Origin of the sequence: Parabacteroides sp. CT06, assembly GCF_002257605.1 — a bacterium.
Taxonomy (GTDB): domain Bacteria; phylum Bacteroidota; class Bacteroidia; order Bacteroidales; family Tannerellaceae; genus Parabacteroides; species Parabacteroides distasonis.
Genome location: NZ_CP022754.1, coordinates 4,583,387 through 4,600,737 on the forward strand (window position 1 = coordinate 4,583,387; position 17,351 = coordinate 4,600,737).

Annotated in this window: 15 protein-coding genes; 1 reads left to right on the forward strand and 14 read right to left on the reverse strand. The window is 40.4% G+C overall.

Annotated elements, in window-relative coordinates:
- Nucleotides 1–23 precede the first annotated feature (23 nt).
- The 12 genes from CI960_RS20125 to CI960_RS20180 all read right to left on the reverse strand — a co-directional run bounded on the left by CI960_RS20125 (nt 24) and on the right by CI960_RS20180 (nt 14,007).
- A complete protein-coding gene (locus CI960_RS20125; protein ID WP_005860786.1) occupies nt 24–2,528 on the reverse strand; it encodes a YfhO family protein in 2,505 nt (834 codons plus the stop codon).
- A gap of 23 nt (nt 2,529–2,551) precedes the next feature.
- Nucleotides 2,552–3,313 carry a glycosyltransferase family 2 protein gene (locus tag CI960_RS20130; protein WP_005860784.1) on the reverse strand — a complete coding sequence of 254 codons (762 nt, stop codon included), beginning with the start codon at nt 3,311–3,313 and terminating at the stop codon, nt 2,552–2,554.
- On the reverse strand, nt 3,310–5,166 hold the full coding sequence (locus CI960_RS20135; RefSeq protein ID WP_022192286.1) for an RNA-binding domain-containing protein: 1,857 nt from the start codon (nt 5,164–5,166) through the stop codon (nt 3,310–3,312). Before CI960_RS20135 ends, CI960_RS20130 begins: the two co-directional genes overlap by 4 nt.
- A gap of 94 nt (nt 5,167–5,260) precedes the next feature.
- Entirely contained in the window at nt 5,261–6,517 is a 1,257-nt protein-coding gene (locus tag CI960_RS20140) for a glycosyltransferase family 4 protein (RefSeq protein ID WP_005860780.1), read from the reverse strand.
- The gene (locus CI960_RS20145) at nt 6,514–6,699 is read right to left on the reverse strand and encodes a winged helix-turn-helix transcriptional regulator (protein ID WP_005860778.1); all 186 of its coding nucleotides are present in this window, start codon (nt 6,697–6,699) and stop codon (nt 6,514–6,516) included. The genes CI960_RS20140 and CI960_RS20145 overlap by 4 nt, the downstream gene beginning before the upstream one ends.
- 78 nt (nt 6,700–6,777) lie before the next feature.
- Nucleotides 6,778–7,650, reverse strand: a complete 873-nt coding sequence (locus tag CI960_RS20150; protein WP_005860776.1) for a glycosyltransferase — start codon at nt 7,648–7,650, stop codon at nt 6,778–6,780.
- Nucleotides 7,651–7,656: 6 nt separating this feature from the next.
- A complete protein-coding gene (locus CI960_RS20155; protein ID WP_005860774.1) occupies nt 7,657–8,781 on the reverse strand; it encodes a glycosyltransferase family 4 protein in 1,125 nt (374 codons plus the stop codon).
- A gap of 6 nt (nt 8,782–8,787) precedes the next feature.
- On the reverse strand, nt 8,788–9,879 hold the full coding sequence (locus tag CI960_RS20160) for a glycoside hydrolase family 99-like domain-containing protein (RefSeq protein WP_034528001.1): 1,092 nt from the start codon (nt 9,877–9,879) through the stop codon (nt 8,788–8,790).
- A gap of 51 nt (nt 9,880–9,930) precedes the next feature.
- Nucleotides 9,931–10,758 (reverse strand): hypothetical protein, encoded by an 828-nt coding sequence (locus CI960_RS20165; protein ID WP_130882473.1) that lies wholly within the window; start codon nt 10,756–10,758, stop codon nt 9,931–9,933.
- 27 nt (nt 10,759–10,785) lie between these two features.
- Complete coding sequence (locus CI960_RS20170; RefSeq protein ID WP_008781064.1) at nt 10,786–11,598, reverse strand: hypothetical protein; 813 nt, start codon at nt 11,596–11,598, stop codon at nt 10,786–10,788.
- Between the two features lie 7 nt (nt 11,599–11,605).
- Nucleotides 11,606–12,583: a glycosyltransferase gene (locus CI960_RS20175; protein WP_005860769.1), complete on the reverse strand. Its 978-nt coding sequence runs from the start codon at nt 12,581–12,583 to the stop codon at nt 11,606–11,608.
- Complete coding sequence (locus CI960_RS20180) at nt 12,571–14,007, reverse strand: lipopolysaccharide biosynthesis protein (RefSeq protein WP_005860767.1); 1,437 nt, start codon at nt 14,005–14,007, stop codon at nt 12,571–12,573. Before CI960_RS20180 ends, CI960_RS20175 begins: the two co-directional genes overlap by 13 nt.
- Nucleotides 14,008–14,462: 455 nt before the next feature.
- Here CI960_RS20180 and CI960_RS20185 point away from each other — a divergent pair, with 455 nt between their 5' ends.
- Complete coding sequence (locus tag CI960_RS20185; protein ID WP_005860765.1) at nt 14,463–14,906, forward strand: HU family DNA-binding protein; 444 nt, start codon at nt 14,463–14,465, stop codon at nt 14,904–14,906.
- Between the two features lie 258 nt (nt 14,907–15,164).
- On the opposite strand, the gene CI960_RS20190 is transcribed toward CI960_RS20185, so the two are convergent.
- Together CI960_RS20190 and CI960_RS20195 are read right to left on the reverse strand one after the other, a co-directional pair.
- Nucleotides 15,165–16,184 carry a Gfo/Idh/MocA family protein gene (locus CI960_RS20190; RefSeq protein WP_005860763.1) on the reverse strand — a complete coding sequence of 340 codons (1,020 nt, stop codon included), beginning with the start codon at nt 16,182–16,184 and terminating at the stop codon, nt 15,165–15,167.
- Nucleotides 16,181–17,311, reverse strand: coding sequence for a DegT/DnrJ/EryC1/StrS aminotransferase family protein (locus tag CI960_RS20195; RefSeq protein ID WP_036629138.1), 1,131 nt, complete (start codon nt 17,309–17,311; stop codon nt 16,181–16,183). The genes CI960_RS20190 and CI960_RS20195 overlap by 4 nt, the downstream gene beginning before the upstream one ends.
- Nucleotides 17,312–17,351: the final 40 nt, after the last annotated feature.

Below are 17,351 nucleotides of genomic sequence, written 5' to 3' on the forward strand. Positions count from 1 at the left end.
CCGTCTCTACAACCAACCGGAATTTATATCTCTTTTTGCTTTCTAGCTTTCCAAACCGAATATCCTACCGCACCAATCAATAACAACAAGATAATCAACGAACTGAAAGAGGTAATATAAGCCGCCGTAATATAACCTTGCGGTCTAAACTCAAATACGATCTGATGCTCGCCCGCAGGAACTAACATAGCCCTTAATATCCAATCCGCCCGGAAATGCGAAGCGGGCTTACCATCAATAGTTGCCTCCCATCCCGGTTGATAATAGATCTCAGAGAATACCGCTAATTGCTCAGAATTCGTCTTCGTCGTATAAACTAACTTATTAGGGCGATAACTATCCAATGTTATCGTAGCGGTAGAGTCCAATTGAGGCGTGAAACCTTTCACCTCATTGGCGAAACGTTTATCGACAACCGCCGTCGTTAACGGATTAATCGTATTCAACGCCGCTATTTCCGCATCCGCATTCTCCACGACCTCCACTTTATCCACAAACCAAGCGTTGCCGAAAGCAAACGGATTCCTCAAAGGCGGTTGCTCCGGATTATAGATAATATAACGTGTATTGAGCATATTCAAGGACGGGCAAGCAGCGAACGCCCCCATCAAATCCTCTGCGGTCTGCGCTTTCTGGAAAGCCCCGATAACCGAGTTAAGCTCTCCTTGCAGACGGTGGTCGATCAATTCTTGGTACCGTCTCAGCTTCGCAGCGTAATAACCACCGACGGAATGGTGATAGTACGAGGTCGTTGTCTCCAAGAAAGGATTATTCAAATTCAAGACACGATAAGAAAGGTCCTTATCCTTCATGATTTCTTGATCGGCTACCGTCTCTTTATATACCTCTGTAGGTTTCTGACGGATAAAGTTACTATCGTTCAAATACCGTTTATCCACCGTCCATAAGTCAACCAACATCAAGACCGCAACACCGATCCCTACGAATGTCGCCACCTTTTTCCGATCTTTCGAAGTATAGAACCAGAACAACAAAGCCGCCCCTAATAAGATAAAGACCAAAGAGCGCAACGCATCCGCCGAAGCCAAGGAAGCACGATCCATTAACAAGGCGTTGTAATACCAATCCGGCAACTGATATTGAGCGTCGAAAGAAGAACGGAAATCCAACAGCATACTCGGCATCAACCAAAGGATTAAAGAAAGCCCCCCCGTGATAGCCAAAGCAACGATCAATCCTCTCTTCAACAAGGCATCGCTCACGGTCTCCGATAGCACCTCTTTCAATCCCCATATAGCGATAATAGGAAATACCATACCCGGAATAACCAATGCCATCTCTACGGTACGGAACTTATTATACATCGGCAAGTAATGGAACATAAAGTCATTGAAGCTATCAAAATTACGTCCCAATGCCAGCAATATCAAAAAGACAGAACCTCCGAATAACCACCATTTCATCGGATTCCGGATCACGAACATTCCCAGAACAAACAAGAAGCAGACCAATGCCCCGAAATAAACCGGCCCGGAAGTAAATGTCTTCTCTCCCCAATAGGTAGGAGCCTGTACCTCTTTTCCGACTTGAGCGCCTTTCGCCCTTAATTCCTTATATAACTCAGAATCCGGGCCTAGCATTCCACCCGAACTTCCACCATAGGCATTCGGAACCAACAAGGTCAACAACTCCCCTTTTCCATAGCTCCAAGCGAACGCATAATCCTTGTCCAAGCCGGAAGAGATCTTCTCGCCCGAAGGGGTCGTTGTCGTTAATTCCGTAGCCCCACGGATAGAGTTCTGTCCCAAATCCCATTGAGCATACATATTCTGGGCATTCGGCAACACCGCCAATATCACGCATCCAGCCATAATAGCGGTTACCGTACCCAGTTCTTTATAAGCTTTTTCCTTCAGTTTATTGAACAAATATCCCAAATAAACGAAGAAGCAAAGTAATAATAAATAATAAGTGATTTGCAGGTGCGTATTCGCGATAGAGAAAGCGACACCCAACAAGAACACGACCGCCCCCCATAAATACTTACGCTTGAACAACAGGGCCATACCCGCCAACGTTAATGGCATATAAGCGATTACATACGCTTTCGTGACATGGCCGGCCTCTATAATGATCAGATTATAAGACGCTAAAGCGAAAGCGATAGCACCAGCGATCGCCAACCACCAATTTACGCCCATGACACACATCAAGATATAGAAACAAACGAATCCGGTAAACACCATCCCCGCATCCATATACCCCAGCGCTTTTAAAGGCTTCTCCACTAAAAGATATCCGGGAAATCGTGGAGCCGGATTTCCATATCCCGACACATAAGGCATTCCGCCAAACATGGCATCGGACCATGCGCTGAATTCTCCCGGTTGGGCCGTCTTCTCATATTCATCCATCTGGCTATTCCCCATACCGATAGCCTTTTCCGTATCCCCTTGCCGGACTACCTTACCCTCAAATACGGCCGGAGAAAAATAAATCACTGTCAATACCAAGAATACGGCTATCGCTGCGATATGTTTTCCCCATTTACTCATTATACTCCGCATAAAACTTATCTATAATTTATTGTTTATACTCTACCTTTAAACCATTTGGCAAAATAGAATCTCACGGCGAACCAACCATGCAACAGAATCGTCGACACCTTGCCATAATACTTACACATGACCTCATATCGCTCCTTTAAGGAAGCTTTCCGGTTCACACTACTTAACCCTTCCTCCAAAAAATTAGACAGGATCAAACGTGTATTATGTATTCTTTTCGATCGTCTCAGACATTGGATACACCAATCATAATCCGCCGTCAAACGGTATTCCGTATTATATAACGGAGCGATCTCCCGTTTTGATATAAACGACTGGTGACAAACCAACATTCCCATCCGGAAACTTTTCCAAGTCAGTTTCTCCGGTGCTTTCAATCTGCGCATCCCTAATGATCTACCCTCCGCGTCAACGATCCGGGTTTCTCCGTAAATCACGTCTGGCAAAGATACTTTCTTTTTCAAAGACGCCACAATTCTTTGCACGGTATCTGCGGTATAAAGTGTATCACCCGCATTCAAGAACCACACATAGTCCCCCGTAGCCAGCTTCAATCCCTTATTCATAGCATCATACAAGCCTTTATCAGGCTCGCTTATCCAAGAAGCGATACCGGACTCATATTGCTTGATGATCTCTACGGTCTTATCCTTCGACGCTCCGTCAATCAATATATACTCGATATTCGGATACGACTGGCTAAGTACGCTCAATATCGTACGTTCCAACCATCGCTCCGCATTATAGGTGATCGTTATGATCGAAAATGTAGGTTGCTGATTCATTGTTGTTTCTTTTTATATGCTTGATTAGGATGATTTGGAGTAGTAGGATATAAACGTTCTAAAAGCCCATCTTTCAATAATTGAGATACTATCTTATTCTTCAGATATTTTGAAGTACGTCGGGTTTTTACCGCGATCTCCTCGATTGTTAAATACCTACTTGAGCAAATTTCTACAATATAAGACTTTAATTCTGAGCTTTTAATTTCTTGCATATTTCTGCCAAGGTGTCCATCTTTCTTGTCCGAGGTGTCCATCTTTTCATTAAGGTGTCCATCTTTCTTGTCCGAGGTGTCCATCTTTTCATTAAGGTGTCCATCCAAGTTCTCAAATAAACTTCCTTGTTTAAGTCCTATTCCCTTATTCAAATGATAAGAAGTCCAACGTCCCTTATTCTCTGGATTTAAATATCCTTGCGAACATAAATCTTTTAACATAATAGATATCTCCGAGGAATGTTTATTAAGTAAACCCTGTAATCGAAGATTTGAGACAACCCCTTCTATCTCAGCGGTAGACAATATAACCAAAGCATCCCCATACATATTACGAACATCCTTCCCAAATATATATTCTAAGTGCTCCAAACTATCCTTAGGCAACAATACTTCCATTTTTAAATCTAGACAAACACGATCCGGTCTATTGGTCATAGATATAAACGGTTTTCTCCAATGCGCACTAGCCCAAGCCGACATTATCCGAAGACTACCCGACCCTGCTTTTTCACCATAACCTAATAAAGAGAACATGGTTTGTATCGTAGTATTCCTCGGGACACTACATCCTCCTTTATAATACTGTTCCAAAGGAACTAACATATAACCCGGATTCACGAACAGGAATCGATCCGGATATTTCTTTATAACAATTCCTCCCTGCCCCCTATAATCCGCATGAATAATACTGTTTGCAAAAGCCTCACGCAAAGCTTCATGGATAGCACCTTCATCACGTCTCCTCCCATTCTCCAATAAAAATGGTTTGGGCAAAGAAAAACTTAATTTAGGCCATACCCTATGAAAAAATTGAAAAAGATTAGCCTCCCATGTACCATCTGGATATATACGGTCTATCCAGCGACTCCCTTGATTGGATATCTCTTGGTAATCGACATGATAGTCCGGGAAAAATTCTTGTATTGATTGTGTTTTTCCGAACATCAATAATCCTGCGGCAGTTAAACCATAAGTTCCTGTCGCTCGATTTACTTTCCAAGCTCCCAACCTCTGCAAAAAAGGAAGATTATCAAGTGTCAAAAAGGGATGCATGGGTTTAACACTTCGAAGAATATTTCGATATTGATCTAATGTTGGCAAATCCAAGTCCTCTATCGTCGAATGTTCCAACACAAGAGAATCGGGTTTATCAGGCAAGGAATCTGCCAACATTCGCTTTACTTCCTCTGGCATGCACCTATAGTCTCCAGTATGATCTCGCCTATAAGTTCCTTTTAACATATCCGTTCCTATATAAACCGGACGATAACGAAAACTTGCGGGAGGCACCCTTATGATTAATACATTAATATCATCTTTCACCTTTTCTATACGAACATCCTTAGCCGTCAAAAGGTTAATGCTCACTTTTTCTTTATTGTTTATCTGATTCCAAAAATCATCAAGCCACTTACGCACAACATCCTCTTCTAAACCATCCAAATAACAATAATTATCTTTTTCGGAAACGCCAAGAATAATTGTACCTCCCTCGGAATTAGCAAACGCAGAATAAGACTCCCAAAGAGACCGAGGAAGCCCCCCCTTCGCACTTTTGAACTCCAGATCATACGATTCGTTCAAAACGCCTTTTTCTTCCAATATCTCTAAAACATTTGATAAATACTCTTTCATCTCATAGCATTCCTTCCTATACTATATAGTAACTTCCATTTTTCACAAAAGTAACTATATTCTTGATATAGATGAAATATCCAAAGAATTCATTCTAAGGCGAAGTTAAACTCCGATACAAATCAATATACCTCCCCGCTACAACCGATTCTTGATAACAATCATGGACCTTTCGAATGCAAGCCTCACTTAATTGTAAAGATTCCCGACTATCTATTATCCACTTAATTCCCTCCGCTAGATCTTCAGTATCCTTATATTTAGCTACATACCCATTCTTCAAATGATCTATCATCTCCGGAATCCCTCCTGTCTCAAATCCCACACAAGGCGTACCGCATGCCATCGACTCCATAATCGTATTGGGTAAGTTATCCTCCAACGAAGGAATAACGAACATATCGGCACAGGCATAAACGGAAATCATAGAGTCTTGATCCGATATATATCCCAGCGTATTCACCTTAAAAGGAAACTGGCTAATCAATTCTTCCGAGCTATTTCCCATCAACACGATTTCTATGCGATCTTGGTATTTCTCTTTTAGTTTTTCGCAAGCCTCGATCAAAAAAATCGCTCCTTTCCGAGTATCTGAAAGCTTAGCGGCGGCAAAAAGAAGAAGGAACTTATCTTCCGGCAGGCCGAATCGTTTACGGGCCACCTGCTTTTCCATACGCTTAAAGGCTGTCACGTCAATCGGGTTAGGAATCGAGGTAAAACAGGCTGTTCTCAACCAATTGCCTTTTTGGGCCTCTTCCATTATCCATCGGCTGCAACCGACAAACGTAATCTTAGATAACCCAATTTTCCCTTTCTCCTTAAAAACAGAAGCCGCTAAATCAAAAAACGGATTTCGTTTCAGCATCGGGCACTGATAACAATTCGATATATACTTCTCACATCCTCCCGGATAATGACAAATAGCCGTAGCTGGCCACAAATCATGCATAGTCCACACAATAGGTTTTCCGGTATTTACTAATTTCTTAATATCAGAAAGACACAAAAATCCTTGATTCACCCAATGCAGATGAATCACATCCGCCTGTTGCACTAATGGGTGCTTCGATAAATCCGTGCCTGTATTGGCTATGGAAACTTGAAAAAGGTTCTTCTTGCTAAAGAAGTTACAGATAAAGATTATCAGTCGTTCCCAAATGAAGCGAAAAGAATTAAGCCTATGTGAAATCCATGAATTATTTACAGAGAAAACTTTTACATGGTCTGTTTTCCGATCACGTACTAACATAGAAACCTCTACACCAGATTTACCCAATGCTTTCGCTAGTCGGTTCGCAGCGACTGCCGCTCCACCGGTTAATTCAGAAGTATTTAATATCAATATATTCATGGCTTCTCTATTATTTTCCAATAACCATTTTTCTTAGCTCCAATGCGTTCAATCCAACCATGCTCTTTCAATTTTTTTATAAGCTTCCGGATATACTGCTCTGTCAAATCCAAACGATTTGCTAAATCTATTTGACGGATAGTAGGCTCCTCTCGCAAGATCTGATATACCTCCCGTTCCATATCCGACAATTCATTTATCCGCTCAAAACCAAGCACTGATAAAAGGAATTGTTCAGGTTAGGCCGATTATTATATAATTTATCCATGACATCCTAAGTTATTATTAGAAGTATTGATTATCCGATGAAGCTCTACGTCTTTATCAGAATAGAGGTCATACAGCTTACATATATTCTTTTCACATTGCTCTTGCGTAAAAGCGTTATTCCAAATACGCATCCCCCCCGCACTCAAAGAAGAAAACCCCGTCTTATACCAACCCACTTGGCAACCATTCAACCATGTACGTAAACACAGCTCTACATCATCGAATTGGAATGGAGCAAAATCAAAATCAATATGTTTTAATTTCTCTAAGAAAAGAGAACGATTAAGCCACATCGGAGCTCTATTAACATGAGGGACAAAGCAAAAATCAATATCCTTCGTAGGAAGATCATAATCCAATATATCAAATCTGCCTTTTTGTTTATCTATAGCAAAATCAAGGCAATCTCGTCCTCCCAAAATGGCCAACTCAGGATATTTCTCAAAATAAAAGACTGCGTCATCTACCCACGACAAATCCTTAAAATCATCATCATCCTGTAATAACGCCACAAACCGCCCATTTACCATGCGAATTGTTTTGTCATACATCACATTCTCATACAAATCATTTGCTCTTAGTAGAAACTCATTACCCCTATTTAAAAAACGCATCAAGGAGATATGGTGATTGTAATCCGAACCATCATCTATTACAACAATCTCGGCTCTCGGGTAATTTCTCAATTTATTAACAACATGTTTTACCTGTACACTTTTATTATGAGATTGTATGATAAAACTCACTGTAGGATCATTAATGTATCCTTTCGCTTTCCAGTCTCCATACGTTTTCTGCTTTTTTTTCAAAAAACGCTTTACTAACGCCCAATACAACCTTTCCCAAATTAAACGAATATCCATTTTGTATCAATTAATTGACAAATATAAACACTTTAACAAACAATCCATCCTCTCCGCATATCGAATTTGCATCTTATTACCTTTCAATGCTATCTCTTCAAGTCCAACAGCACCCATCAGTGCTTTTTTAAGCTTATGGTATAAACCGGACTCATTAGAAGGATCAAATACTAAACCATTTTGGGGTTCATCTATTAAACAAGCCGATCCTGCGATAGATGAACACAAAGTATAGCAACCAGACAGTAGCGCCTCATTCACAACCGTACCAAAAGGTTCATATAAACTAGGTAAAACAAAGATTTGTGCTAAATTATAATAAGCCAATAGGTCTAAACCTTCTTGTTTTCCCATAAACCGTATTAAACCCGCAGATATATAGTCTTGTACCTGAGACTCCAAATCTTCTCGTAAATCTCCATCACCTACAATCAACAATCTAGCATCTGGAAAATCAGCGTTAACTTGACGAAACGCCTTTAATAAAAGAGATACGTTTTTTATCTCAACCAAACGCCCCACATATAAAATATTTTTTTTCCCTATTAAACTATACCTATCAGCTATAGAAACAGAAATTGATAAAGCTTTTAGCAATCGTTCTCTAAAAAAGTTGTCTGACTGAATGATCGGGAAATAAACATATTTCGACTTAAATCTCAAATTGCTTTCATACCAGGTCAACACATTATTATCGGCTAGTACCACGATCGAAAGGATATGTAACATAACGTAACGGGTAAGCTTTTTAACAAAATGCGTTCCTTGAGCCATCGATACGTTATCATCGCATATAGATACCACTGTTAGATTCCAGTTAAACAACAACTTATAAAAACATACTAAAAGTCCTAACAAATTATACTCTGAAACAAAAACAACATCAGCCTTATTCTTCCACAAAATAGTCAGTACCTCAAGCCTCAGATTCTTAATACCCATAAAACCTGAAGAAAGAAAATGAGGTGCGAAACACAATCGTTTTCTAAGTTTTTCCTGATCAAAAGCCTGTTCCAAAGCATTATCAAACTCAAAATAAAAGCTTGCATCAAACTCTTTAGCTAACGAATTAAAAAAATCAACTCGATAAGGAGCTATCGCCGGATGTAGTATAATCGCCCGTTTTTTCATATGACTCTATCTGATATCCTTTTGCAAAGCCGTACGTAAAGCCTCCAAATAGCCTCTGCCAAAATTCAAATCCGGCTCCACATAATTTCCTTCAGCCCATTCATTCCAAGACTTCAGAATCACGATCCGATGATCATCATCCTTGTTTAAGATCAAATGAACTGTTTGCTCTACATGTTTCTGGAAAAGTTGAGGAGTCGAATCTTTTAAAATAGCACCATAACGTCCTGTCCTAGGAGAATGATCCCAATTGGGAATTATTGTAGGATAAGCATTCTCTCTCTCATCCTCTTTACCAGAAAAATATTTCATCGCATCTTTGTACTGACACCAAAAGCCATGTTTAAAAACCTCCCTATTTACCTTATTAAGAACTTTCTGTACAAAAGATATTCCTATTCTCTGGTACTCAAACAATCTCACGACATTAACTGCGTCATATCCCATTGACAGAAAGTTATCTATATCATTTGGTTGATACGTATGAGCGACAAAATGAATACCCGTTAAACCATTCCGGGCAGCCAAACGTTGCCAACAGTCTATAAACTCCCTTGAATCCGGAATTTCCGCTGGAGCGAAAATTAAGAAAAAAGGTTTTCCGTCAACAGTCACATATCTCTTATCCTCAAACGCTGGCAGTACGTCATAGAAATGACGCTCATAATCAGAAAGTCCACCATAAGTTTGATCGATTAATGACTCTTTCGTCTTAACTCCATTATAGATACCTCTCCAAGAGTGATTGGCCCAAGCTAGACAAAAGGGGAAATCTGGCTTACCCGATTCTAAGACTTCATTAAAAGGCCTTTCCAACAAACGCCTTCCATTCCCAAACCAATAATGCCAATAACAGAATGCTTCCACCCCATACTCTCTTGCCATATCTGCCTGAGCCTGGCGTGTTTCCGGAACTCGCAAATCATAATATCCCAAGTCTGCCGGAACCCGTGGTTGGTAATGCCCCCTGAACAAAGGCTTAGCTTTACCTACGTTCGTCCATTCCGTAAAACCTTTTCCATACCACTTATCATTTTCGGGTATTGGATGAAATTGTGGCAAATAAAATGCCAAGACTCTTATTTTATTTCTATTCATTATCGTCAATAAATAATAGACTAATCCAAATTACGAATTAAAGAAAAATCATTATACCAATGATAAAATTTCAAGTTTGATTGAATATAACTCCGCAGCCAAAGAAGAATAAGAACTTGCTAAAGAACCATAGATCTTTGAGGTATGAGCCAGAGTGTACAATTCAACTAAAGCGTCGACAATACCACTTTCGTTATCTCGCCTAACTTCATCAAATCTAGTAATAATCCTTTCGCCAAACAGATCTTTTAGTTTTTTCTTTTCCGAGAACGAGTCTGAAGCTACATAAAAATAAGTATTCGGATCAAGAGTAACCTCCTCCTCAATTTTTGAAATAAATAAAGACAAAGGACTTCCTAATGTAGGAGTCGTATGATCTCCTCTCCTAATATGCATACCTATCACATGTTTGTCCTCAAAAAACTTCGTTCGTTCATCTATCTGCTGTTGAATAGGTTTTATCGGAGATAAGCATTTAAACGTTATTTCATTTTTATAGAAAGAACGAAATTGGACCAAATAAACAGAATCATGCTTTTGAAACGAATTTAACAAGCTCTCCACCGAAAACCGGTTATAAATATCTTTTTCATAAAATCTTTCCGGGAAAGCAACTTTTTGATATAAATAAGGGAGCCAAAAATTTCTCTTCCTAGGCCGATCATAAATATAATCTTGCCAATGCGCATCCACAACTTTTATATTTGATAAAATCGGAGCTAAGTCTAATAAAGAATGAAAGTCAGCCCCCATCCCCCAATCTTTAAACCAAATGACATGAAGCCGGATCCCATACATTTGACAAAATGATATAGCTGATGATATTGCATAAAATCGATTCGCCAACCCCCCGATCGGAACTAAGACTAAAACTTTCATCTTACTCATATTATTCATAAACTCTTATTATAAACGTTCCACTCTATTTCGAACAAAAAAAAGAAAATCCTTCCAATATTGTTTCAATGGATAATATTTTCTCAAAGTTTCCCCTCGATCTCTTTTAGCCCAAATCGGATAATATCCCATAAAGAACCAAGTGTATGACCATATATGAGTTATTGGATATATCTGTGCCTTATTCAATTTCATCAAAATTGAAAAAACACTTTGATCATGCCTATTCTCCTTAAAATCCAAAGCATTAGGAGTGGATGAAGGGGAGTCATCTATCAAATTTCTATTTTCCATCATCACTTTTTTCCAACATTCTACAACCTTTTGAGTATGATCATCTTTTCTTAGAAAAAAAGTGGTAGCATGTATTTGTCCGCTATTATAAATATCATCATCTTCTTGTATACCAAAGTATGAGAAAATATCACCTTTTGTATATTGTCTCTCTAATGAACCTTTGCGAGCGCCAAATACCAAAAATCCCGAAGGATGTTTTTTTACCTCTTTTATATATGCAAGAAACATATTCTTCCCCACCTCATTTATATGACAACCAGCATCTGTGTAAAGCAAAATATCGCCATATTCCATTTGTTGTAAGCATTGAAGTAAAATCTGGGGTTTCCAAATCCAATATCCAAACCCTCGCACTTCCTGTTTTAATAGATCCGCAGCCTCTTGCCGGAAAAAGGCAGATAGATTTTTTTCCGTACTACATTCGACACGATAAAACCAACCTGTCTCCTCAGCCTGAGCTCTCAAACGAGATAAAGAAGACAAATAACTGGAATTACCAAATGAGCATAAAAATATCCGATCCATACTAATCTTACTTATCTAATATAGTTTTTTCACCCCACAAGCTCCTGATATATTTCCATTTGCCATACAAAAATAATGGAAGAAAATAAGCTCGCACTTTATTCATAATACTTTTTGTATTCCCTCTTAACTCAGACCGGCAGACATAAGTGATCCACCCCGCTCTAAAAATGCCTAGAATCCTACCCGACGAAAGATACAACGCATATTGATAAACTAAAGGCTCCTCCATACTTAAATAAGGAAGCATTAGCCGGTATCGATCAGATATCTCCAAACGGTTTCTTTTACCCAACGATAAAAACCCATCCAGATAGCCTCTAAACCCTCCTTTCACATTTTGCAACAAATTAGAGCTAGCATGAGGATGGCGTCTAAAATATGTTAAATTCTCGACCTTATGTAAAAGACTGCGTTTAGATCTCGCTACTAAAGCCAACGCAAAATCATATACAAATTTCTCCCGCACCTCTTTAGGTGTTATTTGGATCAGCTCTTTCCGCATGAGGCAATCATGTCCCAATACACCATACTGCAAAGAAATGAATCGTAATCCCGTAAGAACAAACTCTTCTTTCCTCGCCGCAACATAAGAGGGAATCTTATCGAAGAAACTCACAGAATCCGCATAAACCATCAGATAATTTCCTATACAACCAACCAAGACCTCTATCTTGGTATCTACCCAAATATCATCTTGATCCGAAATCGCAATATAATCACCTGTTACTTTTTCGAAAGCCTTCCAAAAATTTCGATTGAAGCCCAGATTATTCTTGTTTCGATAAAATCTAATAAAAGGATATTTTTCCTTATATTCCTCGATTATTAAAGGTGTCGCATCTGTGCTACAATCATCCTGTATCAATAATTCATGGATAGGATAAGTCTGAGATACGATAGATTCCAGCTGTTCACGGATATATTTCTCACCATTATAGGTACATAATACGACAGAAACTCGTTTCAAACTCATCTTTTCCATAAGAACCCTATGCATTCTTTAAAAATTACAGACTTCACACCCCACATAATTCCAATGTATAAAATCGCAGACACAATAATCTTCAAAGCAAACCGTATATAAATATTCCCCGAGAAGAAAGAGACCCACCAAGCGCAGCTCAAAACTGAGAGAGTGATAAGAAAATAAGGCAATATGTCTCTTATTACATGATATAATCTAACACCTATCAAATGGCTCGCAAAACAATGCCACACAAGCAGCCAGCAAAGGTAAGCGAGCACATAAGCCGCAACCATCCATAAAATTCCATAAGGCAACATCATTATCAGCAACAATATCTGGAGTATGCCAAATATTACGTTAGCATACAAATAAATATTAGATTTCCCATGACTGATCACGATATTTTTATAAAGCTCGCATATCGGGGAAAAAGCTCCCCAAACGCACAGTAATTGCAAAATAGGAACACAAGGCGCCCACTTTTCCGTAACCGTAATCAGGATCAATTCATTTGCGACCAACGCCATGCCAAACATCAATGGAAAAGATATAAAAGCCGTAAAACGGATCATCTTTCTTAAAACCTGTACTTGCCTCTCCTTCTCGTAAGAGACTTGAGCAAATACCGGCTGGGCTACTCCTGATATCATTCCCGTGATAAAACTCCCCCCCATATTCATCCATTTATAGCCTTGGGAATAATAACCGACTTGCTGAACCGTATAGAACTTACCCAATAGAATAGAGAATATATTCGTAGACATCTGGCTAAACAGATTTGTCAATAACAACCTTGCACTAAACGGGAACATCTCCCTCAAAGGCTGAAGGTTAAAAGAGAAAGTTGGCCTCCAAGGTGAATAATACCACCTAAGAAAAGTGCCTAAACCGATATAAAGTACTCCTTGAATAGCAATCCCCCAATAAGCCATACCATTCAACGCCATGATCAGTGCAGCCGTGTTGGATAATAACAACGCATAGATATCAATCTTTGCCCTTTCCTTGACCATCAAGTTTTTAAACAAATAAGCGGCTTGAGCTGTTCCAAAACAACCAAACAAAAAACTTAAAAATACGATACGGGATACCCACAACAAATCCGGCTGATCAAAAAAAACGGCAATCAAAGGCGCCGAGAAAAACAAAATCACATAAAGGCCAATCCCTACTACTATATTAAACCAAAATACCGAGTTATAATCCTCATGCTTAATATCCAACTTATTTGTCAAGGCCGCCGAGAAGCCGCTTTCTTGAAGAGCATTCGCAAAACCCGTAAAAATAGTTAGCATCCCGACCATCCCATAATCTCCCGGCGATAATATGCGAGACAAAAAGATACCAAACAGCAATGCGAGTATCTGCTGCACCCCATTGCTCACCCCTCCCCAGAAGAGCCCTTTCGCTGTCTTATCTTTTAGTGATTGTTCTGCCATTTGATATTTACGGTAAAAGTGCCACAAAGATAAACATTTACTCTTGGGTAACGGGCAAAACCCGGAAGCTTTTCATACTTTATGTATAAAATAACAAATAGTACGTATGGAAATATGAATTAGTATCAATAGAAAACACCAATTAGTATCAATAGAAATCCGGATTTCTATTGATATTAATTAAAAAGTCTCGCACCTACTAGATATAATAAACTAATAATCAAAAATATACAAAACAGGCCCATTCTAATATAGCTTATTGTACATTTTTACATTTTACTAGTCTTGCGAACTAAAGGATGCGAAACAGGCACTCGTAGACTAATAGGCACATACACGGACATTGACAGACATAAACCAACACAGACCGATTTGCCTCATACGGCTTGCGATACCTTTGTCATGCTTTCGAAAACAAGGTAATTCATTTAATCATCTTTTAAAATTTAGAAATTATGGCAGTAAAGTACAGATTGATCGAGAGAAAGAACTTGGGTAACGACAAGACAGAAACACCCAAGAAACAGTATGCGCAAGTGATCTATGGAGATCTTGTAGAGTTCGAGACTTTCCTCGAGGAAGTGGCAGATGGAAGTGGAGTAGGCTCCGCCCAAGTCAAGGCGGTACTCGACCGTATCAATATCGTGTTGAAACGAAATCTCGCGCAAGGGCGCAGGGTGAATGTAGGCGAATTGGGCAATTTCCGTTTTGGGGTAGGCTCTACGGGAACCCCTACCACCGAGGAATTTACCACCAGCTTGATCAAAGAACCTAAAGTTGTCTTTAGCCCCGGAAAGGCCTTGAGAATAGCTAAGAAACTCACTAATTTCGAGAAAAAGGAACTCTCCGAACCGCAAAGCGGGGGTAGCCAAGACAGCGAAAGCCCTGACGAGATCTAAAATCTCAATCTCTATTCGCAGTGGATTTATGCTTTCAATACGTAAATCCACCGTATTGTTTCCAATATAAAACAAATCATCCCCATTTTATTTCGCATACAAAATAAAATAGCTTATTTTTGTTTTACATACAAAACAAAAAGCAAGCGGATGTGTTTCTATATCTTAAACGTATGATGATTATCACTCGAGACGAGAAACGAACCATCCAAGTCCAAGAGAGAACGATCGAGGTAGTCCCTATCTGGGAATGGATTCTCACGCCTTCCCCGCATAAATCCTCCGTATAATATCCACCACCTTCATACCTTCCAAGACGTTGGTCGTTATGATCTCGCCGGGGGCGCCGGAAAGGACATTGACCACGTTACGGATCACGAAGTTGTGGTTTTGAGCGGAGCCTTTGTAAGGGCCATAATCATTGCCGGGGTTGGTAGGGGCCAATTCCGGCATCTCATAATCCTTGATATGGCAATATTCTACCTCATTCATATATTGACCGCCGATTTTCACGCTGCCATTCTCGGCCACGATCAGCATGCTACTTTCCAGATTCTTGTCCCATACCGCCGTAGAGTAGCTCAAACTGCCCATTCCACCGTTCACGAAATTAAAATTCACGAAACCGGAATCCTCAAAGGCGGTCAGTTTCTCGTGGTTGAAGTCGGCGAAACGGGTCTGGATATTACAGATATCCCCGAATAACCAGTACATAATGTCGATGAAATGGGAGAATTGGGTGAATAAGGTACCACCATCCAAGGCAGCGTCGCCATGCCATCCTCCAGGTTTATAGTAGCGTTCATCACGGTTCCAGTAGCAATTCAGCTGCACCATATAAATCTGGCCTAATTTTCCGGACTCAACCATCTCCTTGATCCAGACCGAAGGCGGGGAATATCGGTTTTGCATTACGCAAAATACCTGCTTACGGAATCTCAACGAGATATAAACCACTTTCTCGGCATCCGCCAAGGTCAAGGCCATAGGCTTTTCTATGACCACATGATGTCCGCTCTCTATCGCTTGGATCGCCATCTCGGCATGTAAGCCGTTAGGTGTACAAATATTCACCACATCTATATCCAATCCCAAACGGAATAGTTCATCTATATCCCGGGCGAAAGGGACCGCATAAGCCTCGATCCCCAGCTCCTCTTTCGGACGGATATCACATAAAGCGACCAACTCCGCTCCTTCATCCCGGGTAATCATCTCGGCATGACGCTTACCTATATGACCACAGCCGATCACGGCGAAACGTATCTTCTTATTCATAAAACACTCTTTATAGATTCTATAATATAGGCCTGCTCCTCTTCTGTCATCTCCGTATGAATCGGCAAGGATAATACGGATCGGCTCAAGCGAGAAGCGACATTCAAATCCCCGGAAATCCGGCATCGACCCCTCATCACCTCTTGCTCCTGCAAAGGCAATGGATAATAAATCATAGAAGGAATGCCTCGTTCTTTTAACGCAGCTTGTACTTGATCCCTCTTTTCTACAGCTAGCTGTACCGTATATTGATGATAAACATGCGATGAAAAGGCTGATTTTAGTGGTTTGCGTACAGCATCCAATCCGGAAAAGGCAGCATCGTATCTAGCAGCCACTTTACAACGAGCGGCGGCAAATTCATCCAAATACCGAAGCTTAACATCTAAGACAGCGGCCTGCAAGGTATCCAAACGGGAGTTGCAGCCCACCAAAGCATGATGATATTTTACCTTTTGCCCATGATTGGCGATCATTCGCAGTCGTTCGGCCAATCGTGCGTCGGAAGTAAACATCGCCCCACCATCACCATAACAAGCCAACGGTTTCGAAGGGAAGAAGGAGGTCGTTCCTATAGAGGCGATCGTACAGGCTTTCTTCACCGTTCCATCCGAGAAAGTATAATTAGCACCGATGGACTGGGCATTATCCTCGATCACATATAGATTATGACGGCTGGCGATACGCAAGATCGGTTCCATATCACAACACTGGCCAAAAAGATGAACTGCGATAATAGCTCTCGTCTTTTCAGACAAGGCATCTTCTATCTTTTCCGGGTCTATATTGAATGTACCGGGATCTACATCCACTAATACCGGCACTAGGCCAAGAGCCAAAGCGACCTCAGCCGCGGCGATATACGTAAAAGCAGGAACGATCACCTCATCGCCCGGATGTAAGTCTAATGCCATCAAGGAGATTTGCAAAGCATCCGTACCGTTGCCGCACGGGATCGCATAAGGAATACCTAAATAATCTGATAAATGGTTACAAAATCCCTTCACCTGAGGGCCATTGATAAAGGCACAAGCATCTATCACCGTTTGCATGGCGGGATTGATCTCGCTACGCAAACGTTCATACTGCCTCCGCAGATCTACCATCTGTATCTGTTTCTCTAGCATCTTATCCATTCAAAAAATAGGGCTATCCCGTCGTTAAAAC

Coding starts and splice junctions, on each gene's coding strand:
- CI960_RS20125 (WP_005860786.1), bottom strand. CDS start 2,528: ATGCGGAGTATAATGAGTAAATGGGGAAAACATATCGCAGCGATAGCC.
- CI960_RS20130 (WP_005860784.1), bottom strand. CDS start 3,313: ATGAATCAGCAACCTACATTTTCGATCATAACGATCACCTATAATGCG.
- CI960_RS20135 (WP_022192286.1), bottom strand. CDS start 5,166: ATGAAAGAGTATTTATCAAATGTTTTAGAGATATTGGAAGAAAAAGGC.
- CI960_RS20140 (WP_005860780.1), bottom strand. CDS start 6,517: ATGAATATATTGATATTAAATACTTCTGAATTAACCGGTGGAGCGGCA.
- CI960_RS20145 (WP_005860778.1), bottom strand. CDS start 6,699: ATGGAACGGGAGGTATATCAGATCTTGCGAGAGGAGCCTACTATCCGT.
- CI960_RS20150 (WP_005860776.1), bottom strand. CDS start 7,650: ATGGATATTCGTTTAATTTGGGAAAGGTTGTATTGGGCGTTAGTAAAG.
- CI960_RS20155 (WP_005860774.1), bottom strand. CDS start 8,781: ATGAAAAAACGGGCGATTATACTACATCCGGCGATAGCTCCTTATCGA.
- CI960_RS20160 (WP_034528001.1), bottom strand. CDS start 9,879: ATGAATAGAAATAAAATAAGAGTCTTGGCATTTTATTTGCCACAATTT.
- CI960_RS20165 (WP_130882473.1), bottom strand. CDS start 10,758: ATGAAAGTTTTAGTCTTAGTTCCGATCGGGGGGTTGGCGAATCGATTT.
- CI960_RS20170 (WP_008781064.1), bottom strand. CDS start 11,598: ATGGATCGGATATTTTTATGCTCATTTGGTAATTCCAGTTATTTGTCT.
- CI960_RS20175 (WP_005860769.1), bottom strand. CDS start 12,583: ATGGAAAAGATGAGTTTGAAACGAGTTTCTGTCGTATTATGTACCTAT.
- CI960_RS20180 (WP_005860767.1), bottom strand. CDS start 14,007: ATGGCAGAACAATCACTAAAAGATAAGACAGCGAAAGGGCTCTTCTGG.
- CI960_RS20185 (WP_005860765.1), top strand. CDS start 14,463: ATGGCAGTAAAGTACAGATTGATCGAGAGAAAGAACTTGGGTAACGAC.
- CI960_RS20190 (WP_005860763.1), bottom strand. CDS start 16,184: ATGAATAAGAAGATACGTTTCGCCGTGATCGGCTGTGGTCATATAGGT.
- CI960_RS20195 (WP_036629138.1), bottom strand. CDS start 17,311: ATGCTAGAGAAACAGATACAGATGGTAGATCTGCGGAGGCAGTATGAA.